The 22580-nt window shown below is 65.8% G+C and carries 20 protein-coding genes and 1 pseudogene; 14 read left to right on the top strand and 7 right to left on the bottom strand.

Going from position 1 to position 22580, the window contains the following annotated elements; genetic code table 11:
- Positions 1 to 471: 471 nt before the first annotated feature.
- Both NJF35_RS09200 and NJF35_RS09195 read right to left on the bottom strand, forming a co-directional pair.
- Positions 472 to 1965 carry a CoA-acylating methylmalonate-semialdehyde dehydrogenase gene (locus NJF35_RS09200; protein ID WP_225790914.1) on the bottom strand — a complete coding sequence of 498 codons (1494 nt, stop codon included), beginning with the start codon at positions 1963 to 1965 and terminating at the stop codon, positions 472 to 474.
- 69 nt (positions 1966 to 2034) lie between these two features.
- Complete coding sequence (locus tag NJF35_RS09195) at positions 2035 to 3381, bottom strand: aspartate aminotransferase family protein (RefSeq protein WP_225790913.1); 1347 nt, start codon at positions 3379 to 3381, stop codon at positions 2035 to 2037.
- 118 nt (positions 3382 to 3499) lie between these two features.
- On the opposite strand from NJF35_RS09195, the gene NJF35_RS09190 reads away from it, so the two are divergent.
- The 6 genes from NJF35_RS09190 to NJF35_RS09165 all read left to right on the top strand — a co-directional run bounded on the left by NJF35_RS09190 (position 3500) and on the right by NJF35_RS09165 (position 9411).
- Positions 3500 to 4417, top strand: coding sequence for a LysR family transcriptional regulator (locus NJF35_RS09190; protein ID WP_225790912.1), 918 nt, complete (start codon positions 3500 to 3502; stop codon positions 4415 to 4417).
- An 89-nt stretch (positions 4418 to 4506) separates the two neighbouring features.
- Complete coding sequence (locus NJF35_RS09185; RefSeq protein ID WP_225790911.1) at positions 4507 to 5169, top strand: TetR/AcrR family transcriptional regulator; 663 nt, start codon at positions 4507 to 4509, stop codon at positions 5167 to 5169.
- A 9-nt stretch (positions 5170 to 5178) separates the two neighbouring features.
- Positions 5179 to 5763 carry an IMPACT family protein gene (locus NJF35_RS09180; RefSeq protein WP_253080407.1) on the top strand — a complete coding sequence of 195 codons (585 nt, stop codon included), beginning with the start codon at positions 5179 to 5181 and terminating at the stop codon, positions 5761 to 5763.
- 402 nt (positions 5764 to 6165) lie between these two features.
- Positions 6166 to 6852 (top strand): SDR family oxidoreductase, encoded by a 687-nt coding sequence (locus tag NJF35_RS09175; RefSeq protein ID WP_225790909.1) that lies wholly within the window; start codon positions 6166 to 6168, stop codon positions 6850 to 6852.
- A gap of 120 nt (positions 6853 to 6972) precedes the next feature.
- Entirely contained in the window at positions 6973 to 8328 is a 1356-nt protein-coding gene (locus NJF35_RS09170) for an 8-oxoguanine deaminase (protein ID WP_253090962.1), read from the top strand.
- A 135-nt stretch (positions 8329 to 8463) separates the two neighbouring features.
- Positions 8464 to 9411 (top strand): adenosine deaminase, encoded by a 948-nt coding sequence (locus NJF35_RS09165; protein WP_225790907.1) that lies wholly within the window; start codon positions 8464 to 8466, stop codon positions 9409 to 9411.
- A 25-nt stretch (positions 9412 to 9436) separates the two neighbouring features.
- Here NJF35_RS09165 and NJF35_RS09160 read toward each other — a convergent pair whose 3' ends face one another.
- Positions 9437 to 10150, bottom strand: coding sequence for an ArsR/SmtB family transcription factor (locus NJF35_RS09160; RefSeq protein WP_253080409.1), 714 nt, complete (start codon positions 10148 to 10150; stop codon positions 9437 to 9439).
- Between the two features lie 524 nt (positions 10151 to 10674).
- Between NJF35_RS09160 and NJF35_RS09155 the strand changes: the two genes are divergently transcribed.
- Positions 10675 to 10872, top strand: coding sequence for a hypothetical protein (locus tag NJF35_RS09155; RefSeq protein WP_225790905.1), 198 nt, complete (start codon positions 10675 to 10677; stop codon positions 10870 to 10872).
- Here NJF35_RS09155 and NJF35_RS09150 read toward each other — a convergent pair.
- Entirely contained in the window at positions 10823 to 12004 is a 1182-nt protein-coding gene (locus NJF35_RS09150) for a multidrug effflux MFS transporter (protein ID WP_225790904.1), read from the bottom strand. The genes NJF35_RS09155 and NJF35_RS09150 overlap by 50 nt on opposite strands.
- 212 nt (positions 12005 to 12216) lie before the next feature.
- A complete protein-coding gene (locus NJF35_RS09145) occupies positions 12217 to 12414 on the bottom strand; it encodes a cation transporter (RefSeq protein ID WP_225790903.1) in 198 nt (65 codons plus the stop codon).
- A gap of 145 nt (positions 12415 to 12559) precedes the next feature.
- Here NJF35_RS09145 and NJF35_RS09140 point away from each other — a divergent pair, with 145 nt between their 5' ends.
- The 5 genes and pseudogenes from NJF35_RS09140 to NJF35_RS24845 all read left to right on the top strand — a co-directional run bounded on the left by NJF35_RS09140 (position 12560) and on the right by NJF35_RS24845 (position 17961).
- A complete protein-coding gene (locus NJF35_RS09140; protein ID WP_225790902.1) occupies positions 12560 to 12946 on the top strand; it encodes a hypothetical protein in 387 nt (128 codons plus the stop codon).
- Positions 12947 to 12998: 52 nt separating this feature from the next.
- A complete protein-coding gene (locus NJF35_RS09135) occupies positions 12999 to 15398 on the top strand; it encodes a heavy metal translocating P-type ATPase (RefSeq protein ID WP_253090961.1) in 2400 nt (799 codons plus the stop codon).
- Complete coding sequence (cueR, locus tag NJF35_RS09130; RefSeq protein ID WP_225790900.1) at positions 15395 to 15820, top strand: Cu(I)-responsive transcriptional regulator; 426 nt, start codon at positions 15395 to 15397, stop codon at positions 15818 to 15820. Before NJF35_RS09135 ends, cueR begins: the two co-directional genes overlap by 4 nt.
- A gap of 164 nt (positions 15821 to 15984) precedes the next feature.
- A pseudogene (locus NJF35_RS24850) lies at positions 15985 to 17103 on the top strand (cache domain-containing protein); the annotation flags it as partial.
- 90 nt (positions 17104 to 17193) lie between these two features.
- Complete coding sequence (locus tag NJF35_RS24845) at positions 17194 to 17961, top strand: methyl-accepting chemotaxis protein (RefSeq protein ID WP_410896982.1); 768 nt, start codon at positions 17194 to 17196, stop codon at positions 17959 to 17961.
- Between the two features lie 34 nt (positions 17962 to 17995).
- On the opposite strand, the gene NJF35_RS09120 is transcribed toward NJF35_RS24845, so the two are convergent.
- Both NJF35_RS09120 and NJF35_RS09115 read right to left on the bottom strand, forming a co-directional pair.
- Positions 17996 to 18784, bottom strand: a complete 789-nt coding sequence (locus tag NJF35_RS09120; RefSeq protein ID WP_253080410.1) for an AraC family transcriptional regulator — start codon at positions 18782 to 18784, stop codon at positions 17996 to 17998.
- 106 nt (positions 18785 to 18890) lie between these two features.
- Positions 18891 to 20168: an acetyl-CoA C-acetyltransferase gene (locus NJF35_RS09115; protein WP_253080411.1), complete on the bottom strand. Its 1278-nt coding sequence runs from the start codon at positions 20166 to 20168 to the stop codon at positions 18891 to 18893.
- Between the two features lie 119 nt (positions 20169 to 20287).
- Here NJF35_RS09115 and NJF35_RS09110 point away from each other — a divergent pair, with 119 nt between their 5' ends.
- Entirely contained in the window at positions 20288 to 21640 is a 1353-nt protein-coding gene (locus NJF35_RS09110; protein WP_253080412.1) for a 3-oxoacyl-ACP reductase, read from the top strand.
- A 2-nt stretch (positions 21641 to 21642) separates the two neighbouring features.
- Complete coding sequence (locus NJF35_RS09105; RefSeq protein WP_225790474.1) at positions 21643 to 22494, top strand: MaoC family dehydratase; 852 nt, start codon at positions 21643 to 21645, stop codon at positions 22492 to 22494.
- Positions 22495 to 22580: the final 86 nt, after the last annotated feature.

The following is a 22580-nucleotide window of genomic DNA, read 5'->3' as shown; positions in this document are numbered from 1 at the left end:
GATGCTGATAATCTTGGCGACTATCAGTCCGTACTCACAAGCACCCACACGAATTGCTTGATTCGATTGTTAAAGAGCGTTTGGTCAAGAGCGTTTCGTCTCAACCGAGGCCGCGCATTCTACGCTTTCCTCAGAGTCTGTCAAGCGTTTATTTTGAAGTTTTTCGTTTCACTTCAACCACTTGACTCGCTGCGATCGCTCGTAGCGGGAGGCGAATCATACAGCGTTACCGCCTGCTGTCAACTGCCTTTTGCACCGCTGCCGATCGAAGGACCGAAGCCCTTCCGATACTACCTGAAGCGTTCAACTCGTTGAATATCAAAGAGTTTTTCGTTTCGACTACGTCGGAAGTGGGGCGCATTATAAGGGGATTCGAAACCCCGTCAACCGTTATTTTCATAAATCTTTAAATAAAGAGCACAGCACAAACAAAACGGGGAGGCCTACTGGCCTCCCCGCTTCACTGCTTCATTACAGGCTTGGGAACGCGAACTGCGACGCCTCATGGCTGGCGCGCTGCGGCCAACGCTGGGTGATCGCCTTGCGACGGGTATAGAAGCGCACACCATCCGGGCCATAGGCGTGCAGGTCGCCGAACAGCGAGCGCTTCCAGCCACCAAAGCTGTGGTAGGCCACCGGCACCGGCAGCGGCACGTTCACGCCGACCATGCCTACTTCGATCTCGTCGCAGAACAGGCGCGCCGCCTCACCGTCACGGGTGAAGATGCAGGTACCGTTGCCGTACTCGTGCTCGTTGATCAGGCGCATGGCATCTTCCAGGCTGTTCACACGCACCACGCACAGCACCGGGCCAAAGATCTCTTCTTTATAGATGCGCATTTCTGGGGTCACGTTGTCGAACAGGGTGCCCCCCACGAAGTAGCCGTCTTCATGACCGGCCACACGCAAGCCACGCCCGTCGACCACCAGCTTGGCACCAGCCGCCACGCCGTCGTCGATGTAGCCAACCACCTTGTCACGGGCCGCCGCGGTCACCAGCGGGCCCATGTCCAGGCCGCAGGACGTGCCGGCACCGATCTTCAGCGCCTTGATCTGTGGCTCCAGCTTGGCGATCAGCGCATCAGCGACCTGGTCACCTACGCACACCGCCACCGAGATGGCCATGCAACGCTCACCGCACGAACCGTAGGCGGCGCCCATCAGTGCGCTGACCGCGTTGTCCAGGTCGGCATCGGGCATCAGCACGGCGTGGTTCTTCGCGCCGCCCAGGGCCTGCACGCGCTTGCCGCGCTTGGTGCCTTCGGCATAGATGTATTCGGCGATCGGGGTCGAGCCGACGAAGCTCAGGGCCTTGACCTCGGGCGCCTCGATCAGTGCATCGACCGCTTCCTTGTCGCCATTGACCACGTTGAGGATACCCTTCGGCAGGCCAGCCTCGTGCAGCAGTTGGGCAATGAACAGAGTCGAGCTCGGGTCACGCTCGGACGGCTTGAGGATGAAGGCGTTACCGCAGGCGATGGCCAGCGGGTACATCCACAGCGGCACCATGGCCGGGAAGTTGAACGGGGTGATGCCGGCGACGATACCCAGCGGCTGGAAGTCCGACCAAGCATCGATGTTCGGGCCGACATTGCGGCTGTACTCACCCTTGAGCAGTTCTGGCGCTGCACAGGCGAACTCGACGTTCTCGATACCGCGCTTGAGCTCACCGGCGGCGTCTTCCAAGGTCTTGCCGTGCTCCTCGCTGATCATCTGCGAGATACGCGCCTCGTTCTGCTCCAGCAGTTGCTTGAAGCGGAACATCACCTGGGCACGTTTGGCCGGCGGGGTGTTGCGCCAGGCAGGGAAAGCGGCCTTGGCAGAATCGATGGCCGCCTGGATGGTGGCGCGGCTGGCCAGCTCGACCTTGCGGGTGCTCTCGCCAGTGGCTGGGTTGAAGACATCGGCGGTGCGCTCGCCCTTGGAAACCAGCTCGCCGTTGATCAGGTGCTGAACGATGCTCATGCAGAACTCCAAGTAAAGAAGGTTGATGCAGGCGCGTGGGTGTGCGCCTGCCGTCAGAGTCGGAAAAGATCAGTCGATCTGGTTCAGGGCTTCGCCCACCGCGTCGAACAGGCGGTCCAGTTCCTGCGGCTGGGTATTGAAGGTCGGGCCGAACTGCAGGGTGTCGCCACCGAAGCGGACATAGAAGCCCGCCTGCCACAGCTTCATCGCAGCCTCGTACGGACGCACGATGGCATCGCCGTCACGCGCAGCGATCTGGATGGCACCAGCCAGGCCGTAGTTGCGGATGTCGATGACGTTCTTGGTGCCCTTGATGCCGTGCAGCACCTTCTCGAAGTGCGGCGCCAGCTCGGCGGCCGACTGCACCAGGTTCTCCTTCTGCAGCAGGTCCAGCGCGGCGATACCGGCGGCGCAGGCCACAGGGTGGGCCGAGTAGGTGTAGCCATGGGGGAATTCCACGGCGTATTCCGGCGTCGGCTGGTTCATGAAGGTCTGGTAGATCTCGCTGCTGGCGATCACCGCGCCCATGGGGATGGCGCCGTTGGTGACCTGCTTGGCGATGCACATCAGGTCCGGCGTCACACCGAAAGCTTCCGAGCCAGTCATGGCCCCCATGCGGCCGAAGCCGGTGATGACTTCGTCGAAGATCAGCAGGATGTTGTGCTGGCTGCAGATCTCGCGCAGGCGCTTGAGGTAGCCCTTCGGCGGCGGCAACACACCGGCCGAGCCGGCCAGGGGCTCGACGATCACCGCGGCGATGTTCGAAGCATCATGCAGCTCGATCAGCTTGAGCATTTCGTCGGCCAGGGCGATGCCGCCCTCCTCCGGCATGCCTTTGGTGAAGGCATTGCCCGGCAGCAGGGTGTGCGGCAGGTGATCGACGTCCAGCAACTGACCGAACAGCTTACGGTTGCCATTGACGCCACCCAGGCTGGTACCGGCGATATTCACCCCGTGGTAGCCACGGGCACGGCCGATGATCTTGGTCTTGGTGGCCTGGCCTTTCAGGCGCCAGTAGGCGCGCACCATCTTCAGCGCGGTATCGGCGCACTCGGAGCCGGAGTTGGTGAAGAACACATGGTTGAGGTCGCCCGGAGTCAGATCGGCGATCTTCTCGGCCAGTTGGAACGACAGCGGATGGCCGAACTGGAAGGCCGGCGAGTAATCCAGCACGCTGACCTGGCGCGCCACGGCCTCGGAGATTTCCTTGCGGGTATGCCCGGCACCGCAGGTCCACAAGCCGGACAGGGCGTCGAAGATCTTGCGGCCCTTGTCATCGACCAAATAGCTGCCTTCGGCCGCCACGATCATGCGGGGGTCACGCTGGAAGTTACGGTTGGCGGTGTAGGGCATCCAGTGGGCATCCAGCTTGAGCTGGCTGGCGATACCGGCGGAAGCGGTTTCGGGCATGTTCATCGGCGGTTCCTCGGAAGACGATTAGGCAACGATGGATGTTGTTGCAGCTAAGTTGTCACGGGGATAAAGTCTGAAAAACCCAACATTTCTAATCTTCAGTTAGTAGAAGACTAAACTTATGAGCCGACGTCCCGATCCCCTGGCCCAGGTCAGCGACTTCGACATCCGCCTGCTGAAGATCTACCGCAGTGTGGTCGAGTGCGGGGGGTTCTCGGCTGCGGAGAACGTCCTCGGAATCGGCCGCTCGGCCATCAGCCAGCAGATGAACGACCTGGAGCAGCGCCTCGGCCTGCGCCTGTGCCAACGGGGGCGCGCCGGCTTCTCACTGACCGAGGAAGGCCGCGAGGTGTACCACTCGGCCCTGCAACTGCTCAGCGCCCTGGAGACCTTCCGCACCGAGGTCAACGGCCTGCACCAGCACCTGCGCGGCGAGCTGAACATCGGCCTGACCGACAACCTGGTGACCCTGCCGCACATGCGCATCACCCATGCCCTGGCCGAGCTCAAGGACCGTGGCCCGGACGTGCGCATCCAGATCCGCATGATCGCCCCCAGCCAGGTCGAGCAAGGTGTGCTCGACGGCAGCCTGCATGTCGGCGTAGTGCCCCAGACCAGCCCGCTCTCGGGCCTGGAATACCAACCGTTGTACAGCGAGCGCTCGCTGCTCTACTGCGCGGTCGGCCACCCGCTGTTCTATGCCGACGACCAGCAGATCGACGACGACCGGCTCAACAGCCAGGAGGCCATCGCCCCGACCTTCCGCCTGCCCGCCGACATCCAGGCGCACTACCAGGCCCTGCGTTGCACCGCCAGCGCCTCGGACCGCGAGGGCATGGCCTTTCTCATCCTCACCGGGCGCTACATCGGCTACCTGCCCGACCACTACGCCACGTTCTGGGTCCAGCAGGGCCGCCTGCGAGCCCTGAAACCCAGCGAGCGTTTCTACGACCTGAGCCTGAGCTGGGTGACGCGCAAGGGACGACGGCCGAACCTGGTGCTGGAAAGCTTCCTGGATAGCCTGGCAGCGACACGCTGATGCCTGTCGCTGACGCCAATGCTTGTCACTTCGGCACAGGAAGGTAATCTGTCCGACATCCGTTGCCACAGACCCGTACGGAATCGTCCATGACCCTTGAAGTCCCTGCGCATCGTCCCTCCGCCTCCGGCAAGCCCGCCGGCCGCATCCGCCAGAAGAACGAACAGGCCATCATCCAGGCCGCCGAAGACGAGTTCGCCCGCCACGGTTTCAAGGGCACCAGCATGAACACCATCGCCCTGAAGGCAGGCTTGCCAAAGGCCAACCTGCACTACTACTTCACCAACAAGCTGGGCCTGTACATCGCCGTGCTCAGCAACATCATCGAGCTGTGGGACAGTACCTTCAACGCCCTGAGCGTCGAGGACGATCCAGCCCAGGCGCTGAGCCAGTACATCCGCACCAAGATGGAGTTCTCCCGGCGCAACCCACAAGCCTCGCGGATCTTCGCCATGGAAGTGATCAGCGGCGGGCAGTGCCTGAGCGAATACTTCAGCGCCGACTACCGCGAATGGTTCCGTGGCCGTGCCGCGGTGTTCCAGGCCTGGATCGATGCCGGCAAGATGGACCCGGTCGACCCCGTGCACCTGATCTTCCTGCTCTGGGGCAGCACCCAGCACTATGCCGACTTCGCCACCCAGATCTGCCAGGTCACCGGCCGCAGCCGCCTGACCAAGCAGGACATGGAAGACGCCAGCAACAACCTTATCCACATCATTCTCAAAGGCTGCGGCATCACTCCGCCCGCCTGAACCGGACCTATGCCTTCTACCCTGCTCGAGCTCTGCGAATTCCGCGAGGAAATCCGCAAGAGCCGCTTCATCACCCTCGCCGCCCCGATCACCAGCGCAGCCGAGGCGATGGCCTTCATCGAACGCCACAGCGACCTGGCGGCAACCCATAACTGCTGGGCCTGGAAGCTCGGCGCGCAGTACCGCAGCAGCGACGACGGCGAGCCCGGCGGCACCGCCGGCCGGCCGATCCTCGCCGCCATCGAGGCCCAGGACTGCGACCAGGTGGTGGTGCTGGTGATCCGCTGGTACGGCGGCATCCAGCTCGGTACCGGTGGCCTGGCCCGCGCCTACGGCGGCGGCGCCAACAAATGCCTGCAGCAGGCGCCCAAGCGGGTACTGGTGCAGCGCAGCGAATACCGCTGCAGTTGCAGCTTCAGCGAGCTGGCGCTGCTCAAGCTGCGTCTGGCGGAAGCCGACGGTCTGGTGCTGGACGAGCAATTCACGGCCAACGGGGTGGACCTGCACCTGGCGCTCGGCGAAGCACACCTGGAGAGGCTGCAACAACAACTGGCCGACCTCAGTCGTGGTCGGATCCACCTTGAAGCGTGCTGACGTTTCCCACAACTACTGTGGGCCTGCCTGTGGATAAGCTTGGGGCATTCTGTTGCAAGCCTTTACCCCCAAGGCCTGCAGGGTGTTGAGCATATTTTGATCACAGGCATGTGACAGCCGGGCAAGCGATCCCGAATCAATGAGTTATCCCCAGTTTCGGCGCCCGTGCCCCCTCTGCCGCCAGCATTCGACAGCGCTCCCGCTTGCACACAGATACTGTGGAGCAGCTTGTGGATAAGCCGTGAACCACCCGGCCGGAGCCCGACGGCGTCGGCCTCGGGGCGCATTGGTCATTTTTTGTTCGGTTCCGGCGAATGTCTTCGTCCCATGCCATGAAGGCGACAGGACAATACCTGGAGTATGCTCCAAGACCCTTCCTGAACCTGCTCAAGGAGTATCGAGATGCCCGCAAACAAGACTGCCCTGATCATCGGCGCCTCCCGTGGGCTGGGGCTGGGCCTGGTACGACGCCTGCACGAGGATGGCTGGAACGTCATCGCCACCGTCCGCGACCCGCATAAGGCCGATGACCTGCGCACCCTCCCCGGTGTGCGCATCGAGACCCTGGAAATGAACGACGGTGCCCAACTGGACGCCTTGCGCCAGCGCCTGCAAGGGGAAGTGTTCGACCTGCTGTTCGTCAACGCCGGTGTCATGGGCCCACTGCCACAGAACCTGGAAACCGTCCAGCCCAAGGAGGTGGGCGACTTGTTCATGACCAATGCCGTGGCGCCGATCCGCGTCGCCCGGCGCCTGGTCGGGCAAGTCCGCGAAGGCTCCGGCGTGCTGGCCTTCATGAGCTCGATCCTGGGCAGCGTGACCATCCCCGACGGCGGCGAGATCTGCCTGTACAAGGCCAGCAAGGCGGCCCTCAACTCGATGATCAACAGCTTCGTGGTCGAACTGCAGCGCCCCGACCTCTGCGTGCTGGCGATGCACCCAGGTTGGGTCAAGACCGACATGGGCGGCGAGAATGCCGAGATCGACGTGCTGACCAGCACCCAAGGCATGCTCGAGCAGATCAAGGCACAAAGCGGCAATGGCGGCCTGCGCTTCATCAACTACAAGGGCGAGGCCCTCATCTGGTGAATTGAAAGCCGCGTGGCGAGGCAGTAGACTCGATGCCTCGCCCACACGGCGGACCTGGATCAGCAGACAGGGCAACACTGAGCTGGCTAACCTGAACCCACCTTCAGAGGAGCCGGCACCATGCCTGCGACCCGTATCTGGTTGAAATCCCCGCTTGCCATCTTCACCGCCAACGATGCCGACGCCCGCAGCGGCCTGGTCATCGAAGACGGCCGTATCACCCAACTCCTGGCCCTCGGCGAAAGCCCCAGCCTGCCGTGCGAACAGGTCTTCGACGCCCGCGAGCACGTGGTCCTGCCCGGCCTGATCAACACCCACCACCACTTCTACCAGACCCTCACCCGCGCCTGGGCGCCGGTGGTCAACCAACCGCTGTTCCCCTGGTTGAAGACCCTCTACCCAGTCTGGGCACGCCTCACCCCGGCCAAGCTGGCACTGGCCAGCCAGGTGGCCCTGGCGGAGCTGCTGCTGTCGGGCTGCACCACCGCCGCCGACCATCACTACCTGTTCCCCCAGGGCCTGGACAATGCCATCGACGTGCAGGTCGAGGCCGTGCGCAAGCTGGGCATGCGCGCCATGCTGACCCGCGGCTCCATGAGCCTGGGCGAGGCCGATGGCGGCCTGCCGCCGCAACAGACGGTGCAACAGGGCGAAGTGATCCTGGCCGACAGCCAGCGACTTATCCACAGTTACCACGAACGGGGTGACGGCGCGCGCATCCAGATCGCCCTGGCACCCTGCTCGCCATTCTCGGTCACTCCCGAAATCATGCGTGCCAGCGCGGCCCTCGCCGAAGAACTGGATGTGCGCCTGCACACCCACCTGGCCGAAACCCTCGATGAAGAGGACTTCTGCCTGCAACGCTTCGGCCTGCGCACCGTCGACTACCTGGACAGCGTCGGCTGGCTCGGCCCACGCACCTGGCTGGCCCATGGCATCCACTTCAACGCCGAGGAAATCGCCCGCCTCGGCGCTGCCGGCACCGGTATCTGCCATTGCCCGAGCTCGAACATGCGCCTGGCCTCGGGCATCTGCCCGACCGTCGACCTGGAAGCGGCTGGCGCACCCGTTGGCCTCGGCGTCGATGGCTCGGCCTCCAACGACGCCTCGAACATGATCCTCGAGGCGCGCCAGGCCCTGTACCTGCAGCGCCTGCGCTATGGCGCCGAACAGATCACCCCGCAACGCGCCCTGGGCTGGGCCACCCGTGGCTCGGCACGCCTGCTGGGCCGCGACGACATCGGCGAACTGGCGGTGGGCAAGCAGGCCGACCTCGCCCTGTTCAAGCTCGACGAACTGCGCTTCTCTGGCAGCCACGACCCACTCTCGGCCCTGCTGCTGTGCGGCGCCGACCAGGCCGATCGGGTCATGGTCGGTGGCCAGTGGCGCGTCATCGACGGGCAGATCGAAGGGCTGGATGTACAGGGCCTGATCGCCGATCACCGCCAGGCAGCGGCCCGCCTGATCGCCGGTTGACTTCACGGGCCGTTGTACGCCCCCATCGCCGGCTAGCCGGCGATGGGCTGCAAGGCAGCCCCAAGGCCTCGACTGAACAGCATCGGCTCCAGCCCTGTAGAATGACGGCAACCGTACCTGATCGAGACTACACACATGTATGACTGGCTCAACGCCTTGCCCAAGGCGGAACTGCACATGCACCTGGAGGGCTCGCTGGAGCCGGAGCTGCTGTTCGCCCTGGCCGAACGCAACAAGATCGCCCTGCCCTGGGCCGACGTGGAAACCCTGCGCAGCGCCTATGCCTTCAACAACCTGCAGGAGTTCCTCGACCTCTACTACCAAGGCGCCGATGTCCTGCGCACCGAGCAGGACTTCTACGACCTGACCTGGGCCTACCTGCAACGCTGCAAAGCACAGAACGTGGTGCACACCGAACCCTTCTTCGATCCGCAGACCCACACCGACCGGGGCATCCCCTTCGAGGTGGTGTTAGGCGGCATCCGCCAGGCCCTCAGGGATGGCCATGAACAACTGGGCATCAGCAGCGGGCTGATCCTGAGCTTCCTGCGCCACCTGAGCGAAGAGGAGGCACACAAGACCCTCGACCAGGCGCTGCCATTTCGCGATGCCTTCATCGCCGTGGGCCTGGACAGCTCCGAGCAAGGCCACCCGCCGAGCAAGTTCCAGCGCGTCTTCGAACGCGCCCGCGCCGAAGGCTTCCAGGCCGTCGCGCACGCTGGCGAAGAAGGCCCACCCGAGTACATCTGGGAAGCCCTCGACCTGCTGAAGATCAAGCGTATCGACCACGGCGTGCGCGCCATCGAGGACGAACGCCTGATGCAACGCATCATCGACGAGCAGATCCCCCTGACCGTCTGCCCGTTGTCGAACACCAAGCTCTGTGTGTTCGAGCACATGGGCCAGCACAACATCCTCGAAATGCTCGAGCGTGGCGTCAAGGTCACGGTCAACTCCGATGACCCGGCCTACTTCGGCGGCTATGTCACCGAGAACTTCCATGCCCTGCACATCCACCTGGGGATGACCGAAGACCAGGCCCGGCGCTTGGCACAGAACAGCCTGGATGCCCGCCTGGCCTGAGACCTGCCCGGCGTTGCGGGTACGGCTATCCGACCTGCAACGCTGGCACGTGGGCGATACGGTTGATGCACTGGATGCCCAGCGCTGAAATCTGCAACAGCCGGGAGCCCTCCTGTTCGCGTATCCAGCCTGACTGCAGGAACAGCCTGAGCAGCGCCTGCCCCAGGCTGCCCCCCAGGTGCGGGCCCTGGTCGCTCCATTCGCTGCAACGGCAGATGGTGCACTCGCCCTGCTGCGGCGAGGCCAACGCCTCGGTGTAGACGCCGATGGCCGCCAGCTGCGTACGCCCTTCCAGGCTGATCCGCGGTTGCAGGTCGCTCCCTTCCAGCCAACCGGCCGCGACCAGCCGCTGGTAGAGATCGCTCGCCAGCTCGCCGCCCAGGTGAGCACCGCAGCGGCGCGCCCGGCGCATCGACAGGGGCACTTGCAGCGGCGCCGCCTGCCCAGGCTGCGATCCGTTGTCCTTCAGTTGCAGGCTGGCCAGAGCCTCCACCGCCGCACCGACGGCCGGCGAGGCCAGGCGGAAATAGCGTTTGCGCCCCCGCGCCTCGAGCTTGAGCAAGCCGGCCGACGACAGCAACGACAGGTGCGCACAGGCAGACGAGGCGGTCAGCCCAGTCATGTCGGCCAACTCGTCGGTAGGACGGGGAATGCCATCGATCAGCGCCCACAACATGGCGCTGCGTTTCGGGTCGGCCATCAGGCCGGCGACCTGGCTGATACTGCTGACTGCTTTCATATCCCTGTAACTCCCTGCAAGGTCACGTCTTGTTCCAGTGGCCAGCCATGGCAGCGAAACGGCCGTGCGGCATGCCGGCCCACCTGCAAGGGCAGTCATCGCTTGCCGCTCCCTGGCAGGGAAGTGTCTCTCGCTGGCACTGACCGCAGCAGCCAGTATAAGTCGCGCGCCGGCGACGCGACCTGGCAGCTCACGGCACAAAACCGCAGGGTATCCCGACCCTCTACCCACCAGCAGACGCAGATTCGCCGAGGCCGCGTTGCCCGGAAGAAAGCCTGGCAGCCCACGGTAGCGAGCGTTCGACGCTGGCGGGAGCAAGCTCGGGCAAGCATGCCCTGGAACAATGCCGACAACGCGCTTCATCAAGTACGGCAAACAAAAGCGAAGCGTCCACATGCAGCCCCACTGGGCAGCCGACCGGCCCGAGGCCACGACCGTCAGTCAGGAGATCCCACGCCGGTCATGGCAAGCACAAGCGGCGGCGCTACACTTCATCCGCTCTCACCCAGTGGAGGTAGGCCGCGATGAAAATTGTCGTCAGTGCGTCGAACCGCAACCCCAACTGTCCATGGCAGGTACGCCTCGACCAACATGTGGTGAGTTTTCGCAGCGAAGCGCAGGCGCGTGCCTTCGTCGCCACGCTGGAAACCCGCCTGCAGGCGCCTCACCCACTCACGCCGGACGCCTGGCCTGCAAGCGCCGAGTCAGCATCGCGACACTGACCACCAGCGCACCGCACAGGCTGATCACCAAGGCCATCGGCACCGCGCTGCCATCGTGCAGCAGGCTCACCAGCGCCGCCGCGCCCGCGGCGACGCTGAACTGCACGCACCCCATCAGCGCCGAGGCACTGCCGGCCCGTGCGCCCTGCCCACTCATGGCGCACGCCGAGGCATTGGGGATGATGCAGCCCAGGCTGGCGATGCACGCGAACAGCGGCACCAACAATGGCCACAACTGCGCCGGCCGCCATGCCGCCATGCCCAGCAGCACCAACCCCGCCCCCAGGTACAGCCACACGGCCCGCCCCAACAGGAAGGCCGGACCACGCTTGGCCAGCAGGCGCGCATTGACCTGGGCGACGAGGATGAAACCCGCGGCATTGGTGCCGAACAGCCAGCCGTAGTGCTCGGGGGGCACGCCATACAGCTTGATGAACACGAACGGCGAACCGGCGATGTAGGCGAACATGCCGGCGATGGCGATGCCCCCGGTCAGCGCATGGCCCATGAACACCCGGTCGCCCAGCAGCCGCAGGTACTGGCGCAACGCCCCCGACAGCGGCTGGCGCGGCATGTCCGGCGCCAGGCTCTCCGGCAGGCCCAGGCTGACCGCCAGCAAGCAGGCGGCGCTGAACAGGCCCAGGGCGAGGAAGATCGATTGCCAGCCCGCGAGGTTGACCAGCACCCCGCCCAGCATCGGCGCGAGGATCGGCGCCAGGCCCATCACCAGCATCAGTTGCGAGAACACCTTGGCCGAAGCCACCGCGTCGCACTTGTCGCTGACGATCGCCCGCGACAGGACCATCCCGGCGCAGCCGCCCAGGGCCTGGACGAAGCGCGCCAGGATCAGGGTGTCGAGGTTCGGCGCATAGGCGCAGGCCAGCGAGGCCAGGGTGAAGAGCGTGATGCCGAACATGAGCGGCTTGCGCCGGCCGAAGCGGTCGGCCACCGGGCCATAGGCCAGTTGGCCGAGGGACAGGCCGAGGAAATAGGCGGCCAGGGTGGTCTGGACATGTTTCTCGTCGGTGGCGAAGGCTTGCGCCATGGCCGGGAAGGCGGGCAGATAGAAGTCGATCGCCAATGGCCCGAACGCACTGAGGGCGCCCAGGATCAGCACAATTCGCAGGTTCATCAGGAATCCATAGCAGGCTAAGCAAGTGGGTAAGTCTACCTGCTGCAGGCAGCACCGGTATGAAAACCTTTGTAACAGTTACTGGAGAGATCGCCCAGTCCCATGGGCCGCGCTGGGGTGGCAGAGAACATCGAGAGCAGTTTTGTAGCCATCTGGGGCCGCTTCGCAGCCCCAAATACCGGCTTAACGCTGTCAAACATCGAAAGGCGGTTTCAGGCCACTTCAGCCTGGTACCCTTGCTCGCGAATCGCCGCCAGGATCCGCTCACCCGCCACCTGGCTCTGTACCCGTACCTGCTTGCCCGCCAGGTCCACCTCCACCTGGGCTGCCGCGTCCAGGTCCTGTACCGCGCGGGTCACCGCCTTCACGCAGTGGCCGCAGGTCATGCCTTGCACATTGAACACTTGCATCGGTCCTACCTCCTTCAGGGTTTGCCGCAGTTTCAGGCTTGCCATCATGGCAAGGTCAAGTTCTGCCCGAAACGGCCGGGGTGGAAATCCGCGTGCGGCTCGGCCAAGCTGCGCCTTTGACGATTCGGCAAGCAGGAGATTCTTCATGTTCAGGGCAGCATTGGGCCTGGTCGGGCTGCTAGGCGCACTGGCGGTGGTGCCACCGGCCAGCGCCGAAGGCAACTCGGACTACAGCGTATTGGTCATTTCCCGGGAGCGCCTGGAAGTGGCCAGCAGTTGCGAGATCGGCATCTACCTCAACGACCAGTTGGCCGGCCGCCTGTTCCAGGAACAGTCGACCTCGTTCAACCTGCCGCCAGGGCCCGTGGACGTCCGCCTGCGCCTGCTGCCAGGGCAGACACCCGGCTGCGCCCCAGGGATCGAGGACCAACGCAGCACCCGCCTGAACCTGCAAGCCGGACAAATCAGCAAGTACCGCATTGCCACGGGTCACCAGGGCCTGGAGTTGAAGCGCGCCAGCCTGGGCTATTGACCTTACCAACGTGGCAAGCTTGATGCTGGAGGCCAGTCCAAGGAGGAGAGCCATGTCCGCATCCACCACTTTCGACCTGCCGATCTCCGGCATGACCTGCGCCAGCTGCGCTGGCCGCGTCGAGCGCGCCTTGCGCAAGGTCACCGGCGCCGAGCAGGTCAGCGTCAACCTTGCCACCGAACAGGCCCGGGTCCTGGCCCCGGCCGGCAGCCTGCCAGCCCTCGTCGATGCGGTACGGGAGGCTGGCTACGGCGTGCCGACCCGCACCGTCGAGCTGCAGATCGGCGGCATGACCTGCGCCAGTTGCGTAGGCCGCGTCGAACGCGCCCTGGGCAAGTTGCCGGGCGTCGAGCAGGTCAGCGTCAACCTGGCCAGCGAGCGCGCCCACCTCGAAGTCCTCGCGGCCGTCGACGACAGCCTGTTGCTCCAGGCCGTGGAAAAAGCCGGCTACAGCGCCAGCCTGCCTCACACCACCCATGACGACCAAGCACAAGCCCTGCGCCGCCTGCGCAACGAACGCCTGGCGGTTGCCGCCGCGCTGCTGCTGGCCCTGCCGCTGGTGCTGCCGATGCTCGGCCAGCCGTTCGGCCTGCACTGGATGCTGCCGGCCTGGGCGCAGTTCCTGCTGGCGACGCCGGTACAGTTCATCCTCGGCGCCCGCTTCTACGTGGCCGCCTGGAAGGCCGTGCGTGCCGGTGCCGGCAACATGGACCTGCTGGTCGCCCTGGGCACCAGCGCCGGCTATGGCCTGAGCCTGTACGAATGGGCCCGTGCCCCGGCCGGCCTGCAGCCACACCTGTACTTCGAAGCCTCGGCGGTGGTGATCGCCCTGGTGCTGCTGGGCAAGTACCTGGAAAGCCGCGCCAAGCGCCAGACCGCCAGTGCCATACGGGCGCTGGAGGCGCTGCGCCCGGAGCGGGCCGTGCGGGTGCTCGACGGCCACGAGGAAGACGTGGCGATCAGCCAGTTGCGCCTGGGCGACCTGGTGCTGGTCAGGCCCGGCGAACGTTTCCCGGTCGATGGCCAGGTGCTCGAAGGCAGCAGCCACGCCGACGAGGCCCTGATCAGCGGCGAAAGCCTGCCGGTGCCCAAGCAGCCTGGCGACCCGGTCACCGGAGGCGCCATCAACGGCGAGGGCCGTCTGCTGGTACGCACCCTGGCCCTCGGCACCGAGACCGTGCTGGCCCGCATCATCCGCCTGGTCGAGGATGCCCAGGCAGCCAAGGCACCGATCCAGAAGCTGGTGGACCGGGTCAGCCAGGTGTTCGTACCGGCGGTGCTGGTCGTCGCGCTGGTCACCCTGGCCGGCTGGTGGCTGGCCGGTGCGCCGCTGGAAAACGCCCTGATCAATGCCGTCGCCGTGCTGGTGATCGCCTGCCCATGCGCCCTCGGCCTGGCCACTCCCGCCGCCATCATGGCCGGCACCGGCGTGGCTGCCCGCCACGGCATCCTGATCAAGGACGCCGAAGCGCTGGAGCGCGCCCATGCAGTGAATCGCGTGGTCTTCGACAAGACCGGCACCCTCACCTCCGGCAGCCCCCGCGTGGTCCACAGCCAGGCCCTCGACGGCGACCGAGGCGAACTGCACCGCCTGGCCGGCGCTCTGCAGCGGGGCAGCGAACACCCGCTGGCCAAGGCGGTACTCGATGCCTGCGCCGAGCAAGGCCTGCACGTGCCGCAGGTGGCCGACAGCCAATCCCTCACCGGCCGTGGCATCGCCGGGCGGGTGGAGGGCCGCGAACTGGCCCTGGGCAACCGCCGCCTGCTCGACGAGAGCGCCCTGCAAGCGGGCGAACTGGCCGCCAAGGCCCAGGCCTGGGAAGCCGAAGGGCGCACCCTGTCCTGGTTGATCGAGCGCGGGCCACAGCCTCGGGTGCTGGGCCTGTTCGCCTTCGGCGACAGCCTCAAACCAGGCGCCGGGCAGGCTATCCATGCATTGCACGAGCAAGGCATCAGCAGCCACCTGCTGACCGGCGACAACCGTGGCAGTGCCAAGGTGGTGGCCGATGCCTTGGGCATCGACGACGTGCATGCCGAAGTGCTGCCGGCCGACAAAGCGGCCACGGTGGCGGCGCTCAAGCGCAATGGCGTGGTGGCCATGGTCGGCGACGGCATCAACGACGCCCCTGCACTGGCCGCCGCCGACATCGGCATCGCCATGGGCGGTGGCACCGACGTGGCCATGCAGGCTGCCGGGATCACCCTGATGCGTGGCGATCCGCGCCTGGTGCCCGCCGCCCTGGAGATCAGCCGCAAGACCTACGCGAAGATCCGCCAGAACCTGTTCTGGGCTTTCATCTACAACCTGATCGGCATTCCCCTGGCCGCCTTCGGCCTGCTCAACCCGGTGCTGGCTGGCGCGGCCATGGCGTTGTCCAGCGTCAGCGTGGTGAGCAATGCCCTGTGGCTGAAGACCTGGAAGCCCACCGCCCCCCGACAGGAGGCCCCATGAACATCGGCCAAGCCGCCCGCCGCAGCGGGCTCAGCACCAAGATGATCCGCTACTACGAGTCCATCGGCCTGCTCAAGCCGGCCAAACGCAGCGACAGCGGCTACCGTCTGTACCAGCAGGACGACCTGCACACGCTGGCCTTCATCAAGCGCTCCCGTGACCTGGGGTTCTCCCTGGACGAGGTGGCCAGGCTGCTGACCCTCTGGCAGGACCGCCAGCGTGCCAGTGCCGATGTGAAGGCCCTGGCGATGCAGCATATCGAGGCGTTGAACCGGCGTATCGAGGAACTCGTTGGGCTGCGCGATACCTTGGGCGAGCTGGTTGCCCATTGCCATGGCGATGACCGGCCGGATTGCCCGATCCTCAAGGACCTGGCCAATGGCAGCGGTTGCTGCCGGGGCAAGGACAAATCCCTGGGCTGAAGCATTCAAGCGGTACTGGGGCTGCTTTGCAGCCCTGAGCGCCACTGGCATCCCCAGGCCATCCAAACACGACCGCACAGTCACCAAACACGACCTCGCCCAATAAATACGGGAACTTCCCTACAAAAAAACCAGACGCTGCCGATCTCTTGGACACCTGCCTCATGTGTCGCACAAGAAAAACTCCGGGAGCGTGGATGAACATCAAACAGAAACTGACCTGGGCCTTCGCCGTCATCGCCGGCCTGCCCATCGTCCTCGTGGCCACCCTGGTGGTCCTCAACCTGCGCGGCGAAGCCCGCGAGGACTTCCTCGACAACAGCAGTCGGGAAATCCGCCAGGTCAGCAACGCGATGCATATCTTCTTCCAGGGCATCGACCAGAACGTGAACTACCTGGCCGCCCAGCCGCTGGTCGCCGCCACCGGCGATAACCTGAACAAGTACCTGGCCACCAACCCCAGCAACGAGCTGGGCGAGCAGGACAAGCAAGTCCTCGAGTTCTTCACCCGCCTGGCGCAGGTCCACCCCAGCTACGCCTATGTCTCGTACGGCGTGAACGACGGCGGCTACGTCGGCTGGCCGGCCGGGCAGAAGTTCTCCAACTACGACCCGCGCCAACGCCCGTGGTACCAGTTGGCGATGGCCAACCCCGGCAAGACCGTGCGCACCGGCGCCTATTACTGGGCCGCCGACGATGCCGTCCTGATCAGCACCGTGCGGGCAGTCCCCAACGCCCTCGGCAACCCTGGCGGCGTCGTCAACATCGACGTTTCCCTGAACGGGCTCACCGAGATCGTCAAGAAGATCAAGCTCGGCGACAGCGGCTACCTGATGCTCGTGGAAAAGAACGGCAACGTGATGGTCGACCCGCGAGATGCCAGCCACAACTTCAAGCAGTTGGCCAGTTTCGGCGATGGCTACGCGGCCCTCGCCAAGGCCGGCCAAGGCCTGGTCGAGGTGGAGCTGGGCGGGGAGCGCTACATGGCCAACCTCTACCCTGACGAGCAACTGGGCTGGACCTTCATCGGCCTGATCCGCCACGACGAAGTGATGCAGACCACTACCCGCCTGACCTGGCTGATCGGCATCATCGCCTTGGCCTTGGCCGCCGTGTTCGCGGTCGTCGGTACGGCCTTCGCCAAGCTCATCGTGCGGCCGATCAACAGTGTCACCAACGGCCTGGAAGACATCGCCCAAGGCGAAGGCGACCTGACCCGCAGCCTGGAGGTTCGCGGGCGCGACGAAACCGCCCAGTTGGCCAACTGGTTCAACCAGTTCCTCGGCGCCATCCGCAGCCTGATCCAGCACATCGGTACCGCCGCCGGGCAGATCCTCCACACCTCCAGCAGTTCGACCCGTGTCTCCGGCGACATGGCCGAAGCCGCCGGCCGCCAGCGCGAGGCCGTGGACATGGTCTCCACCGCGTTCCATGAAATGGTCGCCACCGCCAACGAGGTCGCCCGCTCCTGCAGCCAGGCCGCGCAGTCGGCCGACAGCGGCCAGCAACAGGCCCGCGAAGGCCAGCAGCAGATCGACGCGGCGGTGCAAAGCGTCGACCGCCTGAGCCAGGAGATCGAGCAGTCGGCCCAGTCGATCCAGCAGCTCGAGCGCGACAGCAATGCCATCCAGTCGATCCTCGGCACCATCCGTTCGATCGCCGAGCAGACCAACCTGCTGGCCCTCAACGCCGCCATCGAGGCCGCCCGCGCTGGCGAGCAGGGCCGTGGCTTCGCCGTGGTCGCCGACGAAGTTCGCGCCCTGGCCAAGCGCACCGCCGACTCCACCGCCGAGATCGATGGCCTGCTGGGCAACCTGGCCGCCCGTACCGCCGAAGTCGCCGAGCAGATGCACGCCAGCCTGGAGGTTTCGCAGCAGTCGGTCAGCCGCATCGGCATGGCTCGCGACAGCTTCGGGCAGATCCGCGAGTCGGTGGACATCATCCGCGACATGAACACCCAGATCGCCACGGCTGCCGAAGAGCAACACCAGGTGGCCGAGGACATCAACCGGCATATCAGCCAGATCCATGGCGATGCGCAGTTGGTGGCCGAACTGGCCCAGGCCGCCAGGCAGGACTCCGAAAGCCTGGCAGGGCTGTCCAACGAGCTGGATGCGCTGGTACGACGCTTCCGAACCTGAGCCCATCGGGGCTGCTTCGCAGCCCCGGTATTCGTTACAAGCGCAACTCCCCAGGCGTCGCCCCGAACAGCTGCTTGAACGCGGCGATATACGCCGAAGTGGAATCGTACCCACAGCCCAGCGCCGCCTCGGTCACGCTCTCCCCCGCCTCCAGCAAGGCCAGGGACGACAAGAGCCGCATGCGCTGGCGCCAATTGCGAAAACTCAGGCCCGTCTCACGCTGGAACAGGCGCATCAGGGTCTTCTCCGAACACCCCAACTGCCGGGCCCACTGCCGCAAGGTCTGGGGTCGGTCCGGCTCGGCGATCAATCCGTTGCACAGCGCCAACAGGCCTGGGTGGCGCGGCAACGGCAGGGAGAACCCCACCTCCGGCAGGGTGCGCAACTGGTCGAGCAGCACCGCCACCAGCCGCGCCTCGGCGCTGTCGTTTTCCGGGTACTCCGGCGGGTACAGGCAGAACTGCTTGATCAGCTCCCGTACCAGAGGGGTCACTTCCAGCACCCGGCACTGCTCCTCGGCCCAAGGGCAGGCATCGCGGCGCACGTAGAGGCTGCGCATCTCGGCTTGCATCGAGGTCACCACTTCATGCTCGATGCCAGCGGGGATCCACACCCCCCACTGGGGCGGGGCGAAATAGCTGCCATCGCTGGTGTAGACGCCGAGCACGCCACTGATGGCATAGGAGAACTGCACCCAGTCGTGACGGTGGCGGGTGGTCCAGGAGCCGGCGCCCAGGCTTTCGGCGCGGGCGTAGAGCGGCCTGGGCAGGTGCTCCAGGGCGGGGATGGCGCGAGGGGGGGGAAGCTGTCCGGTACTCGACATGACGGGTTCGTGTGTTGCAGAAGTGACAAGCCTAACAGAGATTCGTCAGGGGCCAGTGTCAGTCGGGGTCCTGACTCACCGACACTGGGCCCAACCTGCGAAGCACTCAACGCTCGACGATCGCCGTCACCCCCTGCCCCCCCGCCGCACAGATGGAGATCAGCCCCCTGCCCTTGCCAGCCTTGGCCAACAGCTTGGCCATGTTCGCCAAAATCCGCCCGCCCGTGGCCGCGAAGGGATGCCCCGCCGCCAGCGAGCTGCCCTTCACATTGAGCCTGCTGCGATCGATCGCCCCCAGCGGCGCCTCCAGCCCCAGGCGAGTGCGGCAGTACTCCTCGTCCTCCCAGGCCTTAAGCGTGCACAGCACCTGGGCGGCGAAGGCCTCGTGGATCTCGTAGTAATCGAAGTCCTGCAAGGTCAGGCCATTGCGCGCCAACAGACGCGGCACGGCATACACCGGGGCCATCAGCAGCCCCTCCTGGCCCTTGACGAAATCCACCGCGGCGGTTTCGCCATCGACCAGGTAGGCCAGCACCGGCAGGCCACGCTCCTCGGCCCATTGCTCGCTGCCGAGCAGCACCAGCGAGGCGCCGTCGGTCAGCGGCGTGGAATTGCCCGGGGTCAAGGTGCCCAGGCCGCTGCGGTCGAACACCGGCTTGAGCTTGGCCAACTGCTCCAGCGTCAGGTCCGGACGCAGGTTGTTATCGCGGGTCAGGCCCAGGTAGGGCGTGAGCAGGTCGTCATGCCAGCCTTCGACGAAGGACGCCGCCAGGTGCTGGTGGCTGAGCAGGGCCAGCTCGTCCTGCTCGGTGCGGCCGATCTGCCAGCCCTGGGCCATGCGCTCGCAGTGCTCGCCCATGGAAAGCCCGGTGCGCGGCTCGACATTGCGCGGCAACTCGGGCTTCAAGTGCCTGGGACGCAGCTTGAGGAAAGGCTTGAGCCGTTCGCCCAGGTGCTTGCCGCGATTGGCCTGCAACAGGATGCGACGCAGGCCTTCGTTGACCCCGATCGGAACATCGGAGGTGGTATCGACGCCGCCAGCGATCCCGCACTCTATCTGCCCCAGGGCAATCTTGTTGGCCACCAGCAGCGCCGCCTCCAGGCCCGTGCCGCAGGCCTGCTGGATATCGTAGGCCGGCGTTTGCGGCGACAGACGCGAACCGAGCACGCACTCGCGGGTCAGGTTCATGTCGCGGGCATGCTTGAGCACCGTGCCCGCCGCCACCTCGCCCAGGCGCAGGCCATGCAGGCGATAGCGCTCGACCAGGCCTTCGAGGGCGGCGGTAAGCATCGCCTGGTTGCTGGCATTGGCATAGGCCCCGTTGGAGCGGGCGAAGGGGATTCGGTTGCCACCCAGGATCGCGACCCGGCGAGGTGAGCGCATGCGTATGTTCCTCCTGAAACAATTTCGATCCGTACAGCCTAGGTCTTTTTACCGCATTCGAACGTCCCGCCCGCAAACTTGGTCCACACTTGCATGCTTGCCTTCAGGGAGAACCGTACATGAGCGATCGCTATCTCGGCTTTGCCAACTCCAACCTGGGCCGCCGCCTCGTCGATGCCCTCGGCCTGCCTCGCCCGGCCCCCTTGCAGCGCTGGCAGGCTGGCCGCCTGCGGCCGGTGGAAGGCGCACTGGTGCTGGGTGGCGGGCCATTGGCGAGCACGCTCGAGGCCATCGCCGCACGCCTGACCACCGAGCTCTACAGCTTCAACGTCGAAGGCCTGCAAGCCCCGGCCTGGGTCGCCGGGCTCGGCCCCAGGCTCCAGGCGGTGGTGTTCGATGCCAGCCACCTGTCCGACAGCGACGAGCTGCGTCAGTTGCGCGAGTTCTTCCAGCCCCTGCTACGCAGCCTCGCCCCCTGTGCCCACGTGGTGATCCTCGGCCGCGCGCCAGAAAGCCTCGACGACCCGCTGGCCAGCGTAGCCCAGCGCGCCCTGGAAGGCTTCAGCCGCTCGCTGGGCAAGGAGCTGCGCAACGGCGCCACGGCGCAACTGCTGTATGTCGGTGCCGGCGCCGAGGACCAGCTCGAAGGCGCCCTGCGCTTCTTCCTCTCGCCCAAGAGCGCGTTCGTCTCCGGCCAGGTCCTGCGCCTGGAGGCCTGCGCCAGCCAGGTCGAGGACTGGACCCGCCCCCTGGCCGGGCGTCGCGCCCTGGTAACCGGCGCGGCGCGGGGTATCGGCGCGGCCATTGCCGAAACCCTGGCCCGCGATGGCGCCGAGGTGACCCTGCTCGACGTACCACCGGCGCAGCAGGACCTCGACGCCCTCGCCGCCCGCCTCGGCGGCCGTGCCCTGGCCCTGGACATCTGTGCCAGCGATGCCCCGGCGAAACTGCTCGACGCCCTCCCCGAAGGCATCGACATCGTGGTCCACAACGCCGGCATCACCCGCGACAAGACCCTGGCCAACATGACGCCCGAATACTGGGACGCGGTCATGGCGGTCAACCTCAAGGCGCCCCAGTTGCTGACCCAGGCGCTGCACGAGGCCGGTGCCCTCGGCGAAGACGCGCGCATCACCCTGCTCGCTTCGGTCAGCGGTATCGCCGGCAACCGCGGCCAGGCCAACTATGCGGCGAGCAAGGCCGGCCTGATCGGCTTCGCCCAGGCCTGGGCGCCGAAACTGGCCGAGCGCGGCGGCACCATCAATGCCGTGGCGCCGGGCTTCATCGAGACCCACATGACCGCCGCCATGCCCATGGCCCTGCGCGAGGCCGGGCGCCGCCTGAGCTCGCTGGGCCAGGGCGGGCAGCCCCAGGATGTCGCCGAGGCCGTGGCCTGGCTCAGCCAACCCGGCTCCGGTGCGGTGAATGGCCAGGTCCTGCGGGTCTGCGGCCAGGCACTGATGGGGGCCTGAACATGAACCGGCAATGGCATGACCTGCACACCCCCGAATCGCGCGCCAGCCTCTACCTGCGGGCGCTGGGCAAACGCAAGATCCACGGCACCCGCCTACCCGAGACCGGCCTGCGCTGTTTCCTGCGGGTGCAGCCCGACAACCTGTCGGCTTATCGACGACTCTGCCATTTCGCCGACCATGGCCAACTGCCGCCGACCTATCCCCATGTCATGGCCTTTACCCTGCAACTTCAGTTGTTGACGGCCCGTGACTTCCCCTTCCCGTTGCTCGGCCTGGTTCACTTGCACAATGCCATCGAGGTGTATCGCCCGTTGGGTGGGGTCGATGGCCTGCGTTTCGCGGTGTATGTCGACGCTCTGAAACCCCATGCCAAGGGCGGCACCTTCGACCTGGTCACCGAAGCCGAGGATGCGCTAGGCCCGCTCTGGCGCGAGAGCAGCCGCATGCTGGTGCGGGGCCTGCAGCTTGACGGGCAAGCCGATGAGGAAACGGAGCTCGAGCCCGGCAACCTGCCCGAGGTCACCCGTTGGTATGCCGACCGCGACATCGGCCGGCGCTATGCCAACGTCTGCGGCGACTACAACCCGATCCACCTGAGCGCCCCCAGCGCCCGCCTGTTCGGTTTTCCCAAGGCCATCGCCCATGGCATGTGGAGCAAGGCCATGGCGATGGCCGCGCTGCAAGGCCACCTGCCGGCCAGCGGTTATGCCTTCGAGGTGGATTTCCGCAAGCCGGTGCGCTTGCCGTCCGAGGTGGTGCTCAGCGCCAGCGAGGCCGGGCCGGAAGGTATCTTGCGCCTGGATGGGCATGGCGAACGGGTGCACATGCTCGGGCGGTGGCGCGCGCTCTAGAGCCAAGCGGCATTGGGGCTGCCTTGCAGCCCATCGCCGGCAAGCTCCCGCAAGGTGCGAGTCGACCACGCATGATGCGGTTTGCA

This window comes from Pseudomonas guariconensis (assembly GCF_024127895.1).
Classification (GTDB): domain Bacteria; phylum Pseudomonadota; class Gammaproteobacteria; order Pseudomonadales; family Pseudomonadaceae; genus Aquipseudomonas; species Aquipseudomonas guariconensis_B.
Note: the sequence above shows the minus strand (reverse complement) of the source record. Positions and strands in the feature narration are given on the sequence as shown.